The organism is Nonomuraea insulae (assembly GCF_042656245.1).
Window position 1 is genome coordinate 58571 of the sequence record NZ_JBHSPA010000043.1, and the last position, 15298, is coordinate 73868.

Annotated in this window: 19 protein-coding genes and 1 pseudogene; 11 read left to right on the forward strand and 9 right to left on the reverse strand. The window is 73.8% G+C overall.

Annotated features, from left to right (window positions below):
- Positions 1-8 precede the first annotated feature (8 nt).
- Complete coding sequence (locus ACFPZ3_RS34240; protein WP_379518445.1) at positions 9-665, reverse strand: maleylpyruvate isomerase N-terminal domain-containing protein; 657 nt, start codon at positions 663-665, stop codon at positions 9-11.
- A 64-nt stretch (positions 666-729) separates the two neighbouring features.
- Between ACFPZ3_RS34240 and ACFPZ3_RS34245 the strand changes: the two genes are divergently transcribed.
- Positions 730-1233, forward strand: coding sequence for a GNAT family N-acetyltransferase (locus ACFPZ3_RS34245; protein WP_379518446.1), 504 nt, complete (start codon positions 730-732; stop codon positions 1231-1233).
- An 81-nt stretch (positions 1234-1314) separates the two neighbouring features.
- Complete coding sequence (locus ACFPZ3_RS34250) at positions 1315-1953, forward strand: NAD(P)-dependent oxidoreductase (RefSeq protein ID WP_379518447.1); 639 nt, start codon at positions 1315-1317, stop codon at positions 1951-1953.
- Here ACFPZ3_RS34250 and ACFPZ3_RS34255 read toward each other — a convergent pair.
- Positions 1950-3074 carry an SWIM zinc finger family protein gene (locus ACFPZ3_RS34255; RefSeq protein ID WP_379518448.1) on the reverse strand — a complete coding sequence of 375 codons (1125 nt, stop codon included), beginning with the start codon at positions 3072-3074 and terminating at the stop codon, positions 1950-1952. The genes ACFPZ3_RS34250 and ACFPZ3_RS34255 overlap by 4 nt on opposite strands.
- The gene (locus ACFPZ3_RS34260; protein ID WP_379518449.1) at positions 3071-5794 is read right to left on the reverse strand and encodes a DEAD/DEAH box helicase; all 2724 of its coding nucleotides are present in this window, start codon (positions 5792-5794) and stop codon (positions 3071-3073) included. The genes ACFPZ3_RS34255 and ACFPZ3_RS34260 overlap by 4 nt, the downstream gene beginning before the upstream one ends.
- A 102-nt stretch (positions 5795-5896) precedes the next feature.
- Here ACFPZ3_RS34260 and ACFPZ3_RS34265 point away from each other — a divergent pair, with 102 nt between their 5' ends.
- Genes ACFPZ3_RS34265 through ACFPZ3_RS34275 form a run of 3 tightly spaced genes read left to right on the forward strand, consistent with a single transcriptional unit; the run spans position 5897 to position 8218 of the window.
- The gene (locus ACFPZ3_RS34265; RefSeq protein WP_379518450.1) at positions 5897-6514 is read left to right on the forward strand and encodes a DedA family protein; all 618 of its coding nucleotides are present in this window, start codon (positions 5897-5899) and stop codon (positions 6512-6514) included.
- The gene (locus ACFPZ3_RS34270) at positions 6498-7583 is read left to right on the forward strand and encodes a sensor histidine kinase (RefSeq protein WP_379518451.1); all 1086 of its coding nucleotides are present in this window, start codon (positions 6498-6500) and stop codon (positions 7581-7583) included. The genes ACFPZ3_RS34265 and ACFPZ3_RS34270 overlap by 17 nt, the downstream gene beginning before the upstream one ends.
- The gene (locus tag ACFPZ3_RS34275; RefSeq protein ID WP_379518452.1) at positions 7574-8218 is read left to right on the forward strand and encodes a response regulator; all 645 of its coding nucleotides are present in this window, start codon (positions 7574-7576) and stop codon (positions 8216-8218) included. Before ACFPZ3_RS34270 ends, ACFPZ3_RS34275 begins: the two co-directional genes overlap by 10 nt.
- A 40-nt stretch (positions 8219-8258) precedes the next feature.
- On the opposite strand, the gene ACFPZ3_RS34280 is transcribed toward ACFPZ3_RS34275, so the two are convergent.
- The gene (locus ACFPZ3_RS34280; RefSeq protein WP_379518453.1) at positions 8259-9041 is read right to left on the reverse strand and encodes an SDR family oxidoreductase; all 783 of its coding nucleotides are present in this window, start codon (positions 9039-9041) and stop codon (positions 8259-8261) included.
- A 92-nt stretch (positions 9042-9133) separates the two neighbouring features.
- On the opposite strand from ACFPZ3_RS34280, the gene ACFPZ3_RS34285 reads away from it, so the two are divergent.
- The 3 genes and pseudogenes from ACFPZ3_RS34285 (at position 9134) to ACFPZ3_RS34295 (ending at position 10500) form a co-directional block, all read left to right on the forward strand.
- A complete protein-coding gene (locus ACFPZ3_RS34285) occupies positions 9134-9718 on the forward strand; it encodes a TetR/AcrR family transcriptional regulator (protein ID WP_379518454.1) in 585 nt (194 codons plus the stop codon).
- A 37-nt stretch (positions 9719-9755) separates the two neighbouring features.
- Positions 9756-10010: pseudogene (locus tag ACFPZ3_RS34290) on the forward strand (class I SAM-dependent methyltransferase); the annotation flags it as partial.
- Entirely contained in the window at positions 9961-10500 is a 540-nt protein-coding gene (locus ACFPZ3_RS34295) for a class I SAM-dependent methyltransferase (RefSeq protein ID WP_379518465.1), read from the forward strand. The pseudogene ACFPZ3_RS34290 and the gene ACFPZ3_RS34295, both read left to right, overlap by 50 nt.
- Here the strand turns inward: ACFPZ3_RS34295 and ACFPZ3_RS34300 are convergent.
- The 4 genes from ACFPZ3_RS34300 to ACFPZ3_RS34315 form a co-directional block, all read right to left on the reverse strand.
- Positions 10490-11686 (reverse strand): RNA polymerase sigma factor, encoded by a 1197-nt coding sequence (locus ACFPZ3_RS34300; protein WP_379518455.1) that lies wholly within the window; start codon positions 11684-11686, stop codon positions 10490-10492. The two genes, ACFPZ3_RS34295 and ACFPZ3_RS34300, sit on opposite strands and share 11 nt — an antisense overlap.
- Positions 11683-12012: a YciI family protein gene (locus ACFPZ3_RS34305; RefSeq protein ID WP_379518456.1), complete on the reverse strand. Its 330-nt coding sequence runs from the start codon at positions 12010-12012 to the stop codon at positions 11683-11685. The genes ACFPZ3_RS34300 and ACFPZ3_RS34305 overlap by 4 nt, the downstream gene beginning before the upstream one ends.
- Positions 12013-12031: 19 nt before the next feature.
- The gene (locus tag ACFPZ3_RS34310; protein ID WP_379518457.1) at positions 12032-12292 is read right to left on the reverse strand and encodes a hypothetical protein; all 261 of its coding nucleotides are present in this window, start codon (positions 12290-12292) and stop codon (positions 12032-12034) included.
- Positions 12293-12451: 159 nt separating this feature from the next.
- Complete coding sequence (locus ACFPZ3_RS34315; RefSeq protein ID WP_379518458.1) at positions 12452-13303, reverse strand: NAD(P)H-binding protein; 852 nt, start codon at positions 13301-13303, stop codon at positions 12452-12454.
- A gap of 101 nt (positions 13304-13404) precedes the next feature.
- Between ACFPZ3_RS34315 and ACFPZ3_RS34320 the strand changes: the two genes are divergently transcribed.
- Together ACFPZ3_RS34320 and ACFPZ3_RS34325 are read left to right on the forward strand one after the other, a co-directional pair.
- Positions 13405-13836, forward strand: a complete 432-nt coding sequence (locus ACFPZ3_RS34320; RefSeq protein ID WP_379518459.1) for a MarR family winged helix-turn-helix transcriptional regulator — start codon at positions 13405-13407, stop codon at positions 13834-13836.
- A complete protein-coding gene (locus tag ACFPZ3_RS34325; protein ID WP_379518460.1) occupies positions 13836-14255 on the forward strand; it encodes an SRPBCC family protein in 420 nt (139 codons plus the stop codon). Before ACFPZ3_RS34320 ends, ACFPZ3_RS34325 begins: the two co-directional genes overlap by 1 nt.
- A gap of 3 nt (positions 14256-14258) precedes the next feature.
- Here the strand turns inward: ACFPZ3_RS34325 and ACFPZ3_RS34330 are convergent, their stop codons facing one another.
- Positions 14259-14954, reverse strand: a complete 696-nt coding sequence (locus ACFPZ3_RS34330) for a CTP synthase C-terminal region-related (seleno)protein (protein ID WP_379518461.1) — start codon at positions 14952-14954, stop codon at positions 14259-14261.
- A 70-nt stretch (positions 14955-15024) separates the two neighbouring features.
- Between ACFPZ3_RS34330 and ACFPZ3_RS34335 the strand changes: the two genes are divergently transcribed.
- The gene (locus ACFPZ3_RS34335; RefSeq protein ID WP_379518462.1) at positions 15025-15294 is read left to right on the forward strand and encodes a LysR family transcriptional regulator; all 270 of its coding nucleotides are present in this window, start codon (positions 15025-15027) and stop codon (positions 15292-15294) included.
- The last annotated feature ends 4 nt before the right edge of the window (positions 15295-15298 follow it).

The window sequence follows — 15298 nt, forward strand, 5'->3', positions numbered from 1 at the left end:
GCCCGCGATCACCCGAGGACGAGCGGGAGCCTGCCGGTCAGCTCGCCCAGCTGGGCCCGCTCCGCGCCGCTCGGGGCACGCCGTCCGGTGCCGACCAGCAGCGCGTCCGCGTCGGAGAACGCCGCGGGGAACGCGGCTCCGGCGATCTTCTCCAGCATCTCGCGGGAGCGGGCGAGCCCTTCGGCGGGCGGTCCTGCCACGTCCGGCAGGTGCGCGATCAGGTCGAGGTGGTGCAGCGTCCACTCGATGACGTACGCGGACAGGTAGTCGCCCGCGGTGAGGACCACGTCCTTGGTGGCGACCCGCAGGCCGGGGTCGGCGAGTTCGGCGGCGCGGCCGGCGGCGGATCCGACGTCGTCGAGGTGGAACTTGAGCAGCCAGGGCTCCTGGTACGCCGCGGCCAGCCGGACGATCAGCGCGTCGAGGGGGTCGTCGCCGGTCGGCGGCTTGTCGGCGAGGTCCCAGTAGGTCACCGCGTCGCGGGTCGGCTCCGTTTCCGCGGGGGTCACCAGGGTGATCAGGACGTCCTGGGCGTCGATCACCAGGTGGCATGCCAGATCCCGGACGAGCCACCCGGCACAGCCGGACGGTTGCGCGAAGTGCTCGTCCGGGAGTTCGGCGACCGCCGTGCGCAACGCCGTCCACGTGCGTGAGAAGAGATCCACCCCGGCACCGTAGTGCGGCGCCGCGATCGCGGACAAGCGCATTCCGCATGGGATGCTCGCTGCCATGCGCCTGAGAAGCGGCACCCATGATGACCTGCCCGCCATCGTCGCCCTGCATGTGGACAGCTGGCGGTCGGCGTTCGCCGGGATCATGCCCGGCGACTTCCTGAACGGACCCGTGAACGGCGATCGGCTGGCGTTGTGGCAGGAACGGCTGGGTTCGCCCGTGCGGGGAGCGGGCCTGTTCGTCGCTCACGACGGTGATGAAGAGCTGGTGGGCTTCGTCTACCTGCTTCCCGCTCCCTGCGGGCGGATCCTGCTCGACAACCTCCATGTGCGGCCGGGGAGCACCGGCTCGGGCATCGGGACGCGGCTGCTGCGGCGAGGGCTGGCGTGGGCGGCGGACGAGTACCCCGGCAGGGAGATCTATCTGGAGGTGCTCAGGGCGAACACGCGCGCCATCGCCTTCTACGAACGACACGGCGCCTGCCGCACGGACGAGCGGATGGCCCGCTTCCCGCAGGGTTTCGAACTGCCGCATTTCGAGTACGCCTGGCCGGCCCGCTAATGGGGGTGCCGGCAGCGGGTGGGGCGCCCCCGCCGAGTAGGGTGAGTGAATACTCACCACCACTGGAGGGAGCGGAGCACCATGAGGATCACGGTCTTCGGAGCGAGCGGCGGCACCGGCCTGGAGCTCCTGCGCCAGGGAACGGATCACGCCCACCAGGTCACCGCCGTCGTGCGCGACGCCGCCCGGCTGCCCGCCGGGCTGCGCGAACGCCTCGACGTCGTGGAGGCCGACGTGATGGACCCCGACGCGGTCGCGCCGCTCGTGAAGGGGCGTGACGCCGTGCTGAGCGCGATGGGCACGCGTGAGAGCGGCCCCACCACCGTGCACTCGGCCAGCATCACCTCCATCCTGACCGCCATGGGCCGGGTGGGGACGCGCCGGCTGCTGATGGTCAGCGCCGGCGGGCTGGAGGCCGACGCCGGGGACGGCCCGTTCACCCGGTACGTGCTCAAACCGCTCCTCATCCAGCGCCTTTTCCGCCACACCTACACCGACCTGGCCAAGGCCGAGAGCCTGCTGCGGGAAAGCGACGCGGACTGGACGATCGTGCGGCCCGCGCGGCTGACCGACGCCGGACCTACCGGCCGCTACCGGACCGCCAAGGACCTCGCCGTCCGCCGCGGCCTGAGCACCACCCGCGCGGACCTGGCGGACTGCATGCTGGAGCTGATCGGCGACCGCGCCTCGGTGGGACACGTCGTGTCGGTGGCGTCCTAGGCGGTGAGCGCGGAGGGGTCGCGTTCCGGCGGGCCGGCGGGCCACCACTCCCCGTCGCGCCGGGTGAAGGGGTACCAGCGGCCGTCGCGGCCGTAACGCAGTTGCAGCGGGCCGAGGGTCCAGCGGTTGCGCCACGCCTCGACGCGCGGCGGGCTCTCCTCCTCCCAGCCGGCCGCCAGCTGGGCCTGGGCCCTGGCCAGGACCTGGCGGGGCGGGGTCCAGGCGTTCTCCAGGACGTCCAGGGCGCCGGCGCCGCCGTAGCGCCAGGCCTGCACGGCGGCCTCCGGCCCGGTCGCGAGGTCGTGTTCGGCGGCCAGGCGGACGTGGTCCTGGTGTTCGGTCAGCTCCGGCAGGTGGCCGCGCAGGAGGAGTTCGCGGGCGCGGCCGGCGGCGGAGGCGGCCAGGACGGCCAGGGCTCCCACGTTCACGCCGTCGGCGGGTTCCAGCGCGGGCGGGCTGAACGCGACGTCGCAGGGCGGAGGTTCGGGCAGCGGCGGCACCCCGGCCGCGTACGCCTGCGCCGCCGGCACCCCGGACGGCGGCACCACGGAAGACGGCGGCGCGGCGGGGACGTCGCGCCGCTGCAGCGCCTCGATCAGGTCGCGCTCGCCGCGCCCGCGCAGGAGCAGCAGCACGAACGGGTCGGCGTCCAGCAGCCAGGAGGCCTGATAGCACAGGGCGGCGGCGTGTTTGCAGGGGTGGCCCCAGTCGGGGCAGGAACATTCGGGTTCGAGGTCGCCGACGGCGGGCAGCAGCGGCACGGCGGCGTCCTCGGCGGCCTCGACGAGGTCGTGCGGCATGTCGCGGTCGAGCAGCGCGGCGATGTGCCCGGCCTTGGCGGCGACCTGGTCCAGGAAACGTTCCCAGGCGGCGTCGGTGAGCTGCTCGACGCGGACGACGGTGTCGTACTCGCTCTCGGCGACGGCGGCCAGGCGGCCGGGGCTGACGGTGATGGGGCCGAGCTGGCCGGTCTTGGCGTACGCGCGGCCCTTGCGCAGCAGGCCGTGGTCCAGGGAGGTGTCCTCCAGGGCCTGGATCCAGGCGCGGCCCCACCAGGAGGTGGCGAAGCGGGCGCCGGCACGCTGCGGGGGGAAGGCGGCGAACCCGCGGGCGTTGGTCATCTGAGCTCCACGAGGGCGGCGAGTTCTGAGTCGGTCAGCTCGGTGAAGGCGGCCTCGCCGGAGGCGAGCACGGCGTCGGCGAGCGAGCGCTTGGCGGTGAGCATCTGGGCGATGCGGTCCTCGATCGTGCCTTCGGCGATGAGGCGGTGCACCTGTACGGGCCTGGTCTGGCCGATGCGGTAGGCCCGGTCGGTGGCCTGGTCCTCGACGGCGGGGTTCCACCAGCGGTCGTAGTGGATGACGTGGTCGGCGCGGGTGAGGTTGAGCCCGGTGCCCGCGGCTTTGAGCGACAGCAGGAAGACCGGGGCGCGGCCGTCCTGGAAACGCTGGACCATCTCCTCGCGGCGGGCGACGGGGGTGCCGCCGTGCAGGAGCTGGGTGGCCACGCCGCGGGCGGTGAGGTGGCGGTCGAGCAGGCGGGCCATGGCGACGTACTGGGTGAAGACGAGCACGGCGCCGTCCTCGGCGACGATGGTGTCGACGAGTTCGTCGAGCAGTTCCAGCTTGCCGGAGCGGCCGGGCAGGCGGGGGGCGGCCTCGTGCAGGTACTGGGCGGGGTGGTTGCAGATCTGCTTGAGCCCGGTGAGGAGTTTGACGATGAGGCCGCGCCTGGCCATGCCGTCGGCGGCGGCGATCTGGGCCATGATCTCGCGGACGGCGGCCTCGTACAGGCCGGCCTGTTCGGTGGTGAGGGCGACGGGCCGGTCGGTCTCGGTCTTGGGCGGCAGTTCGGGCGCGATGCCGGGGTCGCTCTTCTTGCGGCGCAGCAGGAACGGCCCGACCAGCCGCGCCAGCCGTTCGGCCGTGCCGGTGTCGCCGCCTTCGACGGGTTTGGCCCACCGGGCGCGGAACCTGGCGAGAGGGCCGAGCAGCCCGGGGGTGGTCCAGTCGAGGATCGCCCACAGTTCCGACAGGTTGTTCTCCACGGGGGTGCCGGTCAGGGCGACGCGGACGGCGGCGGGGATCTCGCGCAGCGCCTTGGCGGTGCCGGAGGCGGGGTTCTTGACGTGCTGGGCCTCGTCGGCGACGAGCAGGCCCCAGGGGTGGGCGGCCAGGCGGGCGGAGTCCAGGCGCATGGTGGCGTACGTGGTCAGCACGAACCCCTCGTCGGCGAGCGTGCGGCCGGCGCCGTGGTAGCGGCGGACGGGGACGCCGGGGGCGAACCTGGTGATCTCGCGTTCCCAGTTGCCTAGCAGGGAGGCGGGGCAGACGACGAGCGTGGGGCCGCAGGCGCGGTGCAGGTGCAGGGCGATCAGGGTGATCGTCTTGCCCAGGCCCATGTCGTCGGCCAGGCAGGCGCCGAGGCCGAGTGAGGTCATCCTGACCAGCCAGCGCAGCCCGGCGAGCTGGTAGTCGCGCAGGGTGGCGGCCAGGCCTTCCGGCGGGGCGGCGTCGGCGGGTTCGGCCAGGCGTTCGCGCAGGTCGGTGAGCCAGGCGGTGGGCTCGGCGGGCACCTGCTCGCCTTCGACCTCGACCGTGCCGGTCAGGGCGGCGCCGAGTGCCTCGATGCCGGTGAGGGGTTTGAGGTCGCGCTGGCGGGCCTTCCTGGCCAGGTCGGGGTCGATGAGCACCCACTGGTCGCGCAGCCGTACGACGGGGCGGTGGGTCTCGGCGAGCTGGTCCATCTCGGCGGCGGTCAGGCGTTCGCCGCCGAGGGCGAGTTGCCAGTCGAAGCTGGTCAGGTGGTGGCCGCCGAGGAAGGAGGGCAGGTCGGAGGGGGCGCTGTCGCGGTCGCCGATGACGGCGCGGGCGCTGAGGCCGCGTACGAGGGAGCGGGGCCAGTGCACGTCCACGCCGGCGGCGGCCAGGCGGTCGGCGGCGCCGGCGAGGAGGTCTTCGACGTCGCCGTCGGACAGGGTGAGCTCGTCGGGCACGGCGCTGTCGAGCAGGCGTTCCAGGCGGGGCCAGGCGCGGGCGGCGCGGCGTACGGCGAGGGTGGCCTCGATCCTGGCGCGGGCGCCGAGCCCGGGGTCGTGGCCCTGCCACAGGTCGGCGGCGTCCACGACGAGAGAGGGGTCGGCCAGGCCGTGGAGCTGGACGACGGCGCGGAACTCGGCGTCGCCCCCGTCGCCGGCCAGATCGTCGGCCTCGATGCGCAGCGACAGGCGCACGCCGGAGTCGAGCCCGGCCGAGACCTCATCGGCCCAGCGGCGCAGGTGCGGGACCTTGACGGGTTCGGCGGCGGCGTAGGCGGTGGTGCCGGTGGCGCGCACGGCGCCGGGCGAGCGGGGCATGGCGTCGGCGACGGCGTCGAGGAAGGCCCGCAGGAGGGGTTCGGCGTCAGGCAGCAAACCGCCGCCGTCGAGGGGGATGGCGCGGGCGGTGGCGGGCATGGCGGCGGCCAGTTCGCGCACGCGCTGGACGTCGGCGGCGTCCAGCGGCCCGGCCCGCCAGGAGTCGTGCTCGCCGGGTGACAGGCCGGGCAGGATGCGCCCGCGGGTGACGAGCTGCAGGCCGATGAGGGCGGCGGCGCCCCAGAAGCGGGTGGCGGGGTGGGCCTGGGGGTCCATGCGCGCTCTGGCCAGGCCCGCCACGGCGGTGCCGACGGGGACGAGGGTGGCGGGGGCGGTGCGGGTGCCGACCTGGCCGTCGTCGTGCTGTTCCGTCACGGTGACGAGGCTGTCGCCGGCGGGGTCGAGGAAGGCCAGGTGCCCGGACCTGGGCGGGTCGCCGGGTTGGAAGACTGCCGCGTGCCGTGCCAGATCCGTCAGAGAGCTCACGACCGTACAGTGTACGGTACGCGGGGGGTGTGGTTTACCGCAGGGCCGGACGGGCAGCCGCCTCATTCCGCACTTTTCCCGATCTTCCATAGCCTGGATCTCATGACTGACTGGCTGGTTGGACTCATGGAAAGCCTCGGCGCGCCCGGGGCGGGGCTCGCGATCGCTCTGGAGAACCTGTTCCCGCCCCTGCCCAGCGAGGTGATCCTGCCGCTGTCCGGGTTCACGGCCAGCCGGGGTGAGATGGATCTCCTGGACGTGCTGGTGTGCACGACGCTCGGCTCGGTGATCGGGGCGCTGGCGCTGTACTGGGTGGGGGCGCTGCTGGGCCGCGAGCGCACGCTGGCGATCGCCGCCAAGCTGCCCCTGGTCAAGATCTCCGACATCGAGAAGACCGAGGCGTGGTTCCAGCGTCACGGCCGCAAGACCGTCTTCTTCGGGCGGATGATCCCCATCTTCCGCAGCCTCATCTCCGTGCCGGCGGGCGTGGAGCGGATGCCGCTGCCCACGTTCACGCTGCTGACGACCGCCGGTAGCCTCATCTGGAACACCATCTTCGTGATGGCCGGCTATCTGCTGGGCGAGAACTGGCCGCTGATCGAGGGATACGTCGGCGTCGGCACCAACGTGGTGATCGCGCTGGTCGTGCTCGCGGTCGTGGTCTTCGTCGGGGTCCGGCTGGCCGAACGGCGCAAGGGGAGGCATGCGGGTCGTCGCTGAGGGTTCGCGCCTGCTCGGCGCGGTGGCGCTGGGCGCCGTCAGCGCACTCGTGGAGCTGGCGTTCCTGCTGCTGACGCTGCCGTTCCTGGGCAACCCGAACGTCGGCGCGTCGGCCCGGCGGCTGGCCCGCCTGGAGATGCGCCGCCTGCGCCTGGATCTGGACCTGCCCGCCGAAGGCCGCGCGACCGGTTATCTGGCCGCGCGGGTGCCGATCGGGGTGCTGGGCGGGCTGGTGGTCACGCTGCTGGTGTTCGGGGCGAGGGCAGCGGTGATGTTCGTGGCCGCGTGGGGCCGGGGCGAGCCGTTCGACGGGATGACGCCGTCGCTGCCGCTGGGGGCGTACCTGTTCGTCGCCGGTGTCGTCCTGCTGTTCCTGGATCTGTCGGGCGTGGTGGGGGTGCACACGCTGGAGCGCCGGCTGGCGGTGCGGATGCTGGCCCCCGACCCGACCGAGGTTCTGGAGCGGCGGATCGCCGAGCTGGCCGAGAGCCGGGCCGGGATCGTCGCGGCGGTCGACTCCGAGCGGCGCCGCATCGAGCGTGACCTGCACGACGGGCTGCAGCAGCGCCTGGTGGCGCTGTCGATGCTGATCGGCCGCTCCCTGCGGGGCCGGCCCGAGTTGCTGGAGCAGGCCCACCAGGAGGCACAGCAGGCGCTGGCCGAGCTGCGCGAGGTGGCCTGGCGGGTCTATCCGAGCGGGCTGGACTCGCTCGGGCTGGGCGAGGCGCTGGCCGGGGTGGCCGAACGCTGCGGCCTGCCGGTCAAGGTGGAGTGCCGGCTGGACGGGCGGCCGGCGATGGCGGTGGAGACGGCGGCGTACTTCGTGGTGTGCGAGGCGGTGACGAACGCGGCCAAGCACGCGGGCGCCTCGCTCATCACGGTCGATGTGCACGGACGGGACGGGGCGGTGCGGGTGCTGGTGCGTGACGACGGCGCCGGGGGCGCGCGGGCGGCGGGCGGCGGCCTGTCGGGGCTGGCCAGGCGGGTGGCGGCGCTGGACGGGCGGTTCGAGGTGGACAGCCCGCGGGGCGGGCCGACGACGATCACGGCGGTGCTGCCGTGCGGGTGATCCTGGCCGAGGACTCCACGCTGCTGCGCGAGGGCCTGGTGCGGCTGCTGGCCGAGGAGGGCCACGAGGTGCCCGCGGCCGTCAGCGACGGGGAGGCTCTGGTGTCGGCGGTGGCGGCGTACCAGCCGGACATCGTGGTGGTGGACGTGCGCATGCCGCCCACCCACACCGACGAGGGGCTGCGGGCGGCGCTGGAGATCCGGCGCCGCTGGCCGGCGGTCAAGGTGCTGGTGTTGTCGCAGTACGTGGAGAAGCGCTACGCCACCGAGCTGATGAGCTCGGATGTGGAGGGCGTGGGCTATCTGCTGAAGGACCGGGTCGCGCAGGTGGGGGACTTCCTGGACGCGCTGGAGCGGGTGGGGGGCGGGGGCGCGGCGTTCGACCCGGAGGTGGTGCGGCAGTTGCTGGCGCGCACGACGCAGGTGGACCCGCTGGCCCGGCTGACCGTCAGGGAGCGGGAGGTGCTGGAACGGATGGCGCAGGGGCTGACCAACGCCTCGATCGCGCAGGCGCTGCACGTGTCGCAGAGCGCGGTGGAGAAGCACGTCAACTCGCTGTTCGACAAGCTGAGCCTGTCGCACACGACCGGCTACAGCCGCCGGGTGCTGGCGGTGCTGCACTTCCTGGAGTCCTGAGGGGCTGCCTGCGGCCCCCCAGGACTCTTGGGCGCGACCCTCACACCAGGCTCTGGCCTCCGTCGATGGTGAGCACCGTGCCGGTCGCGAAGTTGTTCGCCATCAGGAACAGCGCCGCCGAGGCCGCCTCCTGCGGCGTGCCGAACCGCCCGAGCGGCACCGCCTGCCCTGCGGCGGCCACCGCCGCGTCGTCGCCCAGCGCCATCGAGCCGCGCGACAGCGGCGTGTCCACCACCCCGTAGCGGACGGCGTTGACCCGCAGCCGGCGCGGCGCCAGCTCCACCGCCAGCGCCCTGGTGAGCCCCTCGACGGCGCCGATGGCGGCGATGGCCGCCGACGCCCCCGGGATGGGCCGGGCCAGGTAGACGCCGGAGCTGAAGGTGATCGAGCCGCCGGCGGGCAGGCGGCGGGCGGCGGCGCGGGCGGCGCCGTAGGCGCCCCAGATCCGTCCGTCCACCACCTCGCGCACCTGCTCGCGCGGGGTGTCCAGCAACTCGCCGACGCCGAAGCCGCCCGCCGTCACCAGGACGTGCTCCACCGAGCCCGCCTGGTCGAGCGCCCGGTCGAGCTCGTCCTCGTCGGTCCCGTCGGCGGTGATCCCGAGCACGGAGGCGCCCGGCGTCGTACGGAGGCGGTCCACGGCGGCGGCCAGGCGGCCCGGGTCGCGCGCCACGAGGGCGACGCGCGCCCCCACCGAGGCCAGCAGCGCGCCGGCGGCCAGGCCGATGCCGGAGCTGCCCCCGACGATCGCCACGGTGCGCCCCCGCAGCCCGGCGGGCAGGGGCGAGCTGATCGGCACGGGGGCAAGAGTGGTCACAGACATGATGAGCTTCTCCTCAGAAATAAACCATCCGGTTGGTTTAGAACTGTGGCGGGATTCGGCGAAAAAGTCAACTGGATGGTTTAATCTGCTTCATGAGCTACGACGCGGACGCCACCCGGCAGCGGATCTTCGAGGCCGCCACCGCCGAGTTCGCCACGCACGGGCTGGCCGGCGCCAGGATCGACCGCATCGCCGCCACCGCGCGGGCCAACAAGCAGGCCATCTACCTCTACTTCGGCGGCAAGGAGAAACTGTTCGGCCTGGTCGTGCGGGCCAAGGTGGATGAGATCTGCCACGCGGTGAGCCTGGACCCGCGCACGCTGCCCGAGGCGGCGGGCCAGTTGTTCGACTGGTACCACGACCACCCCGAGCTGGTCCGCCTGCTGCTGTGGGAGGCGCTGGAGGCCGACGACGGCCGGATCGAGGGCGAGGAAGAGCGCAGGGACGCCTATCGCGGGCACGTGGACGGGCTGATGAGCGCGGGCCTGCCGGACAGGGAGATGGCCCAGGACTGGCTGTTCACCATCCTGGGCCTGGTGGCGTGGAACTTCTCGGTGCCGCAGATGCGCCGCCTCATCCTGGACGAGCCCGACCCCGAACGCGCCGTCGCGCGCCGCCGCGCCGTCGTGGTGAACCTCGCCCGGGCGCTGGCCGAGCAGCCGCTCGCGCGACCGTGAGAGAGGCCCCCGGGGAACGGGCTGAGATCATGGACCCATGAACGACATCTTCCAGCGCCGTCGCCTGTCCTTCGGGGCCGCCGCCGACGCCTACGACCGGATCCGGCCCTCCTACCCGGCGCGGGCGCTGGAGTGGGCCCTGGGCGCCGCCCCCGTCAAGGTCGTGGACCTGGGCGCGGGCACGGGGCTGCTCACGCGGGTGCTGGCCGGGCTGGGCCATGAGGTGACGGCCGTCGAGCCCGATCCGAAGATGCGCGAGAAGCTGGCGGAACGGCTGCGGGGGCAGGCCACCGTCGCCGCCGTCGTCGCCGGGGTCGGCGGAGGAGATCCCCCTGCCCGACGGCTCGATGGACGCGGTCGTCGCCGGGCAGGCCTACCACTGGTTCGATCCCGAGCCGGCACACGCCGAGATCGCCCGGGTGCTGCGGCCCGGCGGGGTGTTCGCGCCGGTGTGGAACCTGCGCGACGAGTCGGTGGCGTGGGTGGCCGAGCTGTCCCGGCTGGTACAGGAGTACCGGAACGGGTCGGAGGCGGACAGGGTCCTGCCGGACCGGGCGTTCGGCGAGGCGTTCGGGCCGGTCGAGCGGCTGGAGGTCGGGCACAGCCAGCGGCACACGACGGCCTCGCTGCTCGACCTGATCCGCTCCCGGTCCTGGTACCTCACCGCGGCCGAGGAGCGCCGCCGCCAGATCGACGACGCCGTGCGCGACGTCGCCGACGGCCTGCCCGACTCCTTCGACCTGCCGTACATCACCAGGATCTACCGATCCTTCAAGAGGTGACCTCCGCCAGGCGGCGCAGCAGGTAGCGGCGATCGGCCTCGGTCGGCGCCAGCGCGAGCGCCTGACGGTAGGCCTGCGCCGCCTCCGGCCCGCGCCCGAGGCGGCGCAGCAGGTCGGCGCGGGTGGCGGGCAGCAGGTGGTAGTCCCGCAGGCTCTCCCCGGCGGCCAGCCGGTCCACCAGGACCAGCCCCGCCCGCGGGCCGCGGGCCATGGCGACGGCCACCGCCCGGTTCAGCTCCACCACGGGGGTGGGCAGCAGGCGGGCCAGGCGGTCGTACAGGGCGGCGATCTGCGGCCAGTCGGTGGCGGCGGCGTCGCCGGCGGTGGCGTGGCAGGCGGCGATGGCGGCCTGCACCTGGTACGGCCCCGCCGCCCTCTCGGCCAGGGCCCGTTCCAGCACCTGGACGCCTTCGCCGATCGCGGCGCGGTCCCAGCGGGCGCGGTCCTGCTCCTCCATCGGCACGAGGGTGCCGTCGGGGCCGGTCCTGGCGGCCTCGCGGGCCTCGTGCAGCAGCATGAGGGCCAGCAGGCCGCCGGTCTCGGGGTCCTGGGGCAGCAGGGCGGCCAGCAGCCGGGCCAGGCGGATGGCCTCGGCGCGCAGCCCGGAGCGGGCGGGGTCGCTGTAGCCCTGGTTGAACAGCAGGTACAGGACGCCGGCCACGGCCTGGGTGCGTTCGGGCAGCAGGTGCGGCGGCGGCACCTGGAACGGGATGCGCTCGCGGCGGATCCTGCGCTTGGCGCGCACCAGCCGCTGCGACATGGTCTGCTCGGGCACCAGGAACGCCCGGCCGATCTCGGCGGTGCTGAGCCCGGCCAGGGTGCGCAGCGTGAGGGCGACGCGCGCCTGGAGCGGCAGCGCCGGGTCGCAGCAGGCGAACATGAGCCGCAGCCGGTCGTCGGGGAAGGCGTCCACGGCCGGCGCTGGCCTCTCCAGGGCGGCCAGCTCGCGCAGTTTCGCGGCGCCGGCGGCCTCGCGGCGCAGCCGGTCGGTGGCGCGGTTGCGGGCGGCGGTGGTCAGCCAGGCGCCGGGCCGCTCCGGTACGCCGTCGCGCGGCCAGCGTTCCAGCGCCGTGGCGAAGGCGTCCTGGGCGCATTCCTCGGCCAGGTCCCAGTCGCCGGTGACCCGGATGAGGGTGGCGACGATCTGCCCCCATTCGCGGCGGAAGACGGTCTCGAGGTCGTTCATAGGTCCAGGACGGGCCTGATCTCGATCGAGCCGTAGCGGGCCACCGGGTGCGCGGCGGCGATCGCGACGGCCTCGTCCAGGTCGGCGGCCTCGATCAGGCTGAACCCGCCGATCTGGTCCTTGGTCTCGGCGAACGGCCCGTCGGACAGCAGCAGGTCGCCGTCGCGCACCCGTACGGTGGTCGCCTCACTGGCGGGCCTGAGCCCGACGCCGCCCTTGACGACGCCGCGCCGGGTCATCTCCTCGCTCCAGCCGCCGCAGCCGTGCCGGGCGATCTCCTCGGGCACGTCGGACTCGTCCAGCCCGATCATGAGCAGGTACTTCATGAACACCGAGGATAGGCGTTCACCATTCGCCCTCCATCAGGGCCCGGACGCGGAAGATCTCGTTGGAGTCGGAGCCTGAGTCCCATTGCAGGATGCGGGCGTCGTTGTCGCGCGCGGCGGCCGGTTCCGGCCGGATCTGGGCGACGATCTGGCTCGGCCGGGCCGGGGCCGCAGCGTGGGCGAGCTCGCCTGGGTCGGCCACCGGGGCGGCGCGGCCGGTGAGGGTGACGCACCGGCCCAGGCGGGTGCCCGGGTCGAGCAGGTCGGCCGCGTACACCACGGGCGTGGGCCGGCCGAGCAGCGCTCGGGCTCGCCGGCAAGCAGGCGGGAGCCGTCCATGGCGTGGGGGACGAGCCGCAGGGCCGGCAGAGCGCGGCTGATGAACACGATCCGGCCGTAGGTGGCCTCCGGCAGCAGGGCGAGGGCCTCGGCCGGATGGTCAGGGGGTGAACGCGGCGGCGTTGCGGGCGCACCAGTCGGTGAAGGTGGCCGGGTCGCGTCCGAGCAGGGCGCGTACGGTCCCGGTGCGGTAGTCGGCGGCGCCGGCGCGCATGAGCGCGTACCCCTCGGTGAGGGCGTCGATGAGGGGCTGCGGCCCGCCGGCGGGGAAGCGGGACAGGACGGCCTGCGCGGGTGTGGCCGCGGGGCGGGCCTCGATGGGGCGGCCGGTGGCGGCGGCCAGGATGCGTACCTGGTCGGCCAGGGTGAGCAGTTCGCCGCCGGTGAGGTCGTAGGCCTGGCCCTCGTGGCCCCGCGTGGTCAGGACGAGCGCGGCCACGGCGGCGATGTCGGCGGGGTCGATGGGGGCGTAGCGGCCGGGGCCGATGGGGTCGATGACGTAGCCGTCGGCGGCGATGGTGCCGGCCCATTGCAGGGCGTTGGTCATGAAGCCGGCGGGGCGCAGGATGGTGGCGGGGATGCCGCAGGCGCGGATGATCTCCTCGCGTTCGTGGTGCCAGCGCCCCATGGCGGGCATCGGGTCGCCGAGCACGTTGTTGGAGGACAGGTGCACGACGTGGCGCACACCGGCGGCGACCGCGGCGGCCACGGCGGCGGCGGTGTGGGCGGTGCCGATGCCGGGGGTGAGCAGGAACAGCCTGTCGGCGCCGGTGAAGGCGGGTTTGAGCGTGTCGGGCCGGTCCAGGTCGCCGATGACGCGTTCGGCGCGCGCGGGCAGGTCCCCGGCGCGGGCGGGGTCGCGGACGAGGACGCGGGTGGGGACGTCGCCGTCGTCGAGCTGCCGTACGAGCTCGCGGCCGATGGTTCCGGTGGCGCCGGTGACCAGTATCATGGATCCCCCAAAGTCGTTTGCCGTCTAATGATTGCCGGGTCGGAACGCTAGCCGGTTAATGATTAGCCGTCAATCGATCCGTCCGGCCGGAGACTCGCTCGATGCCCGAATTCCTGGACCTGCACGGCACGACCAACAAGGCGCTGCGCGTCCTCGCCGACGCCGCCATGCGCCGCCACGGGCTGCACCTCGGCCAGAACCACGTCCTGGCCCTGCTGTGGGAGACCGACGGCCGCACGCCCGGCGAGGTCGCCGCCGCCCTCAACGTCACCACCCCCACCGTGGTCAAGATGGCCACCAGGATGTCGACCGCCGGGCTGCTCACCCGCCGCCGCGACAAGCTCGACAGCCGCCTGGTGCGGCTGTGGCTCACCGACACCGGCCGCGCGCTGCGCGAACCGGTCGAGGCCGAGCGGAGCGCCCTGGAGGAGCAGGTCACCGCCGACCTGACCGACACCGAGCGCCGCCACCTCATGACCGCCCTGGCCAAGATCCACCAGGCCGCGCTCCGGCTGAACACCAGGCAACCCTGATGCGCCCGGTGTACGCGGCCGCCGCCGTCCACCTGCCGGCGCCGCCCGAGCGGGTGTTCGCGCTGATCACCGACTGGCCCCGGCACCGGGAGTGGATGTTCATGACCACGGCCCGGCTGGTGAGTGAGGGCCAGGTGCAGGCGTACACGGGGATCTGGCCGTTCGGCTTCCTGGACACGATGACCATCACCCACTGGCAGCCGCCCACGCTGGTGCGCACCACCCACACCGGCCGCGTCGTCCGCGGCCGGGGCGCCATCCGGGTGCGGGCCGACGGCGAGGGGAGCCGCGTGGTGTGGGCCGAGGAGCTGATCCTGCCGTTCGGGCCGCTCGGCCGCGCCGCCTGGCCCCTGATCCGCCCCCTCGCCGTCGCCTTCGCCCGCCACTCCCTGCGCAAGCTGGCCAGGCTGCTGCCCTGAACGCTACGCGGCCACGCGGCCGGCGTGGTGCCGGGCGACGGCCGCCGCGAACGCCGTGATCACCGGGTGGGGCCGGCGCCCGTCACCCGCCAGTTCCGGCTGGAACATCGTGGCCAGGAAGAACGGATGCCCCGGCAGTTCGGCCACCCGCACCGCCCCGTCCGCGGCGTGGCCGGAGAACACCATGCCGCGCCCGGCCAGCCGCTGCCGGTAGTCCTCGTTGAGCCCGTAGGAGCAGATGTAGGACTCCATCGTGTCGGGAGCGCCGATGATCTGCTCGATCAGCGAGCCGGGCACGAGCCGTACCAGGCCCTCGTGCCCGGCCAGCGAGCACACCAGCGGCGTGAGCAGGAACTCCCGCGCGCCCGGCTCGTTCTCGGCGTGCGCCACGTCCAGCCCGCACACGTGGCGCGCGAACTCCAGCAGCATGTGCTGGAAGCCGCCGCACGTGCCGAGGAAGGGAATGCCGTGCTCGCGCGCCACCCGAGCGGCCTCGACCGCGCCGGCCTCATCACGGTACGGGCTGCCGGGCAGGATCCAGATCCCGTCGAAGCCCTCCAGCCCGCTCACGTCGGTGGTGGGCATCCAGTACGGGTCCAGCGCGAGCCCGTCCCGCTCCCGCAGCGCCTCCACGAGCAGCGGGATCCTGACATGCGAACGGACGCTGGGGGAGCGGTCTCCCACGAGGGCGATTCTCATGCCACCATCGTGCAGGGCGACCCTGGTCAAGCACCAACGATAGATACTGCATCTGCTATAAGCGTCCCTAATGGACCCTCATCTGCTCACCACGTTCGTGACCGTCGCCCGCACCGGTTCGTTCTCCGCGGCAGCCGCCGAGCTCGGCTACACCCAGTCGGCCGTCTCCCAGCAGATCGCCGCCCTGGAGACCGACCTGGGCCTGCCGCTGCTGCGCCGCCGCCCCGTCGAGCCCACCCCGGCCGGGCTGCGGCTGCTGGAACACGCCGGGCCGCTGCTGCTGCGCCTGCGGGCCGCCCAGCAGCTCGGCAGGAACACTCCCGTTGAGGTGACCGCATGACCAG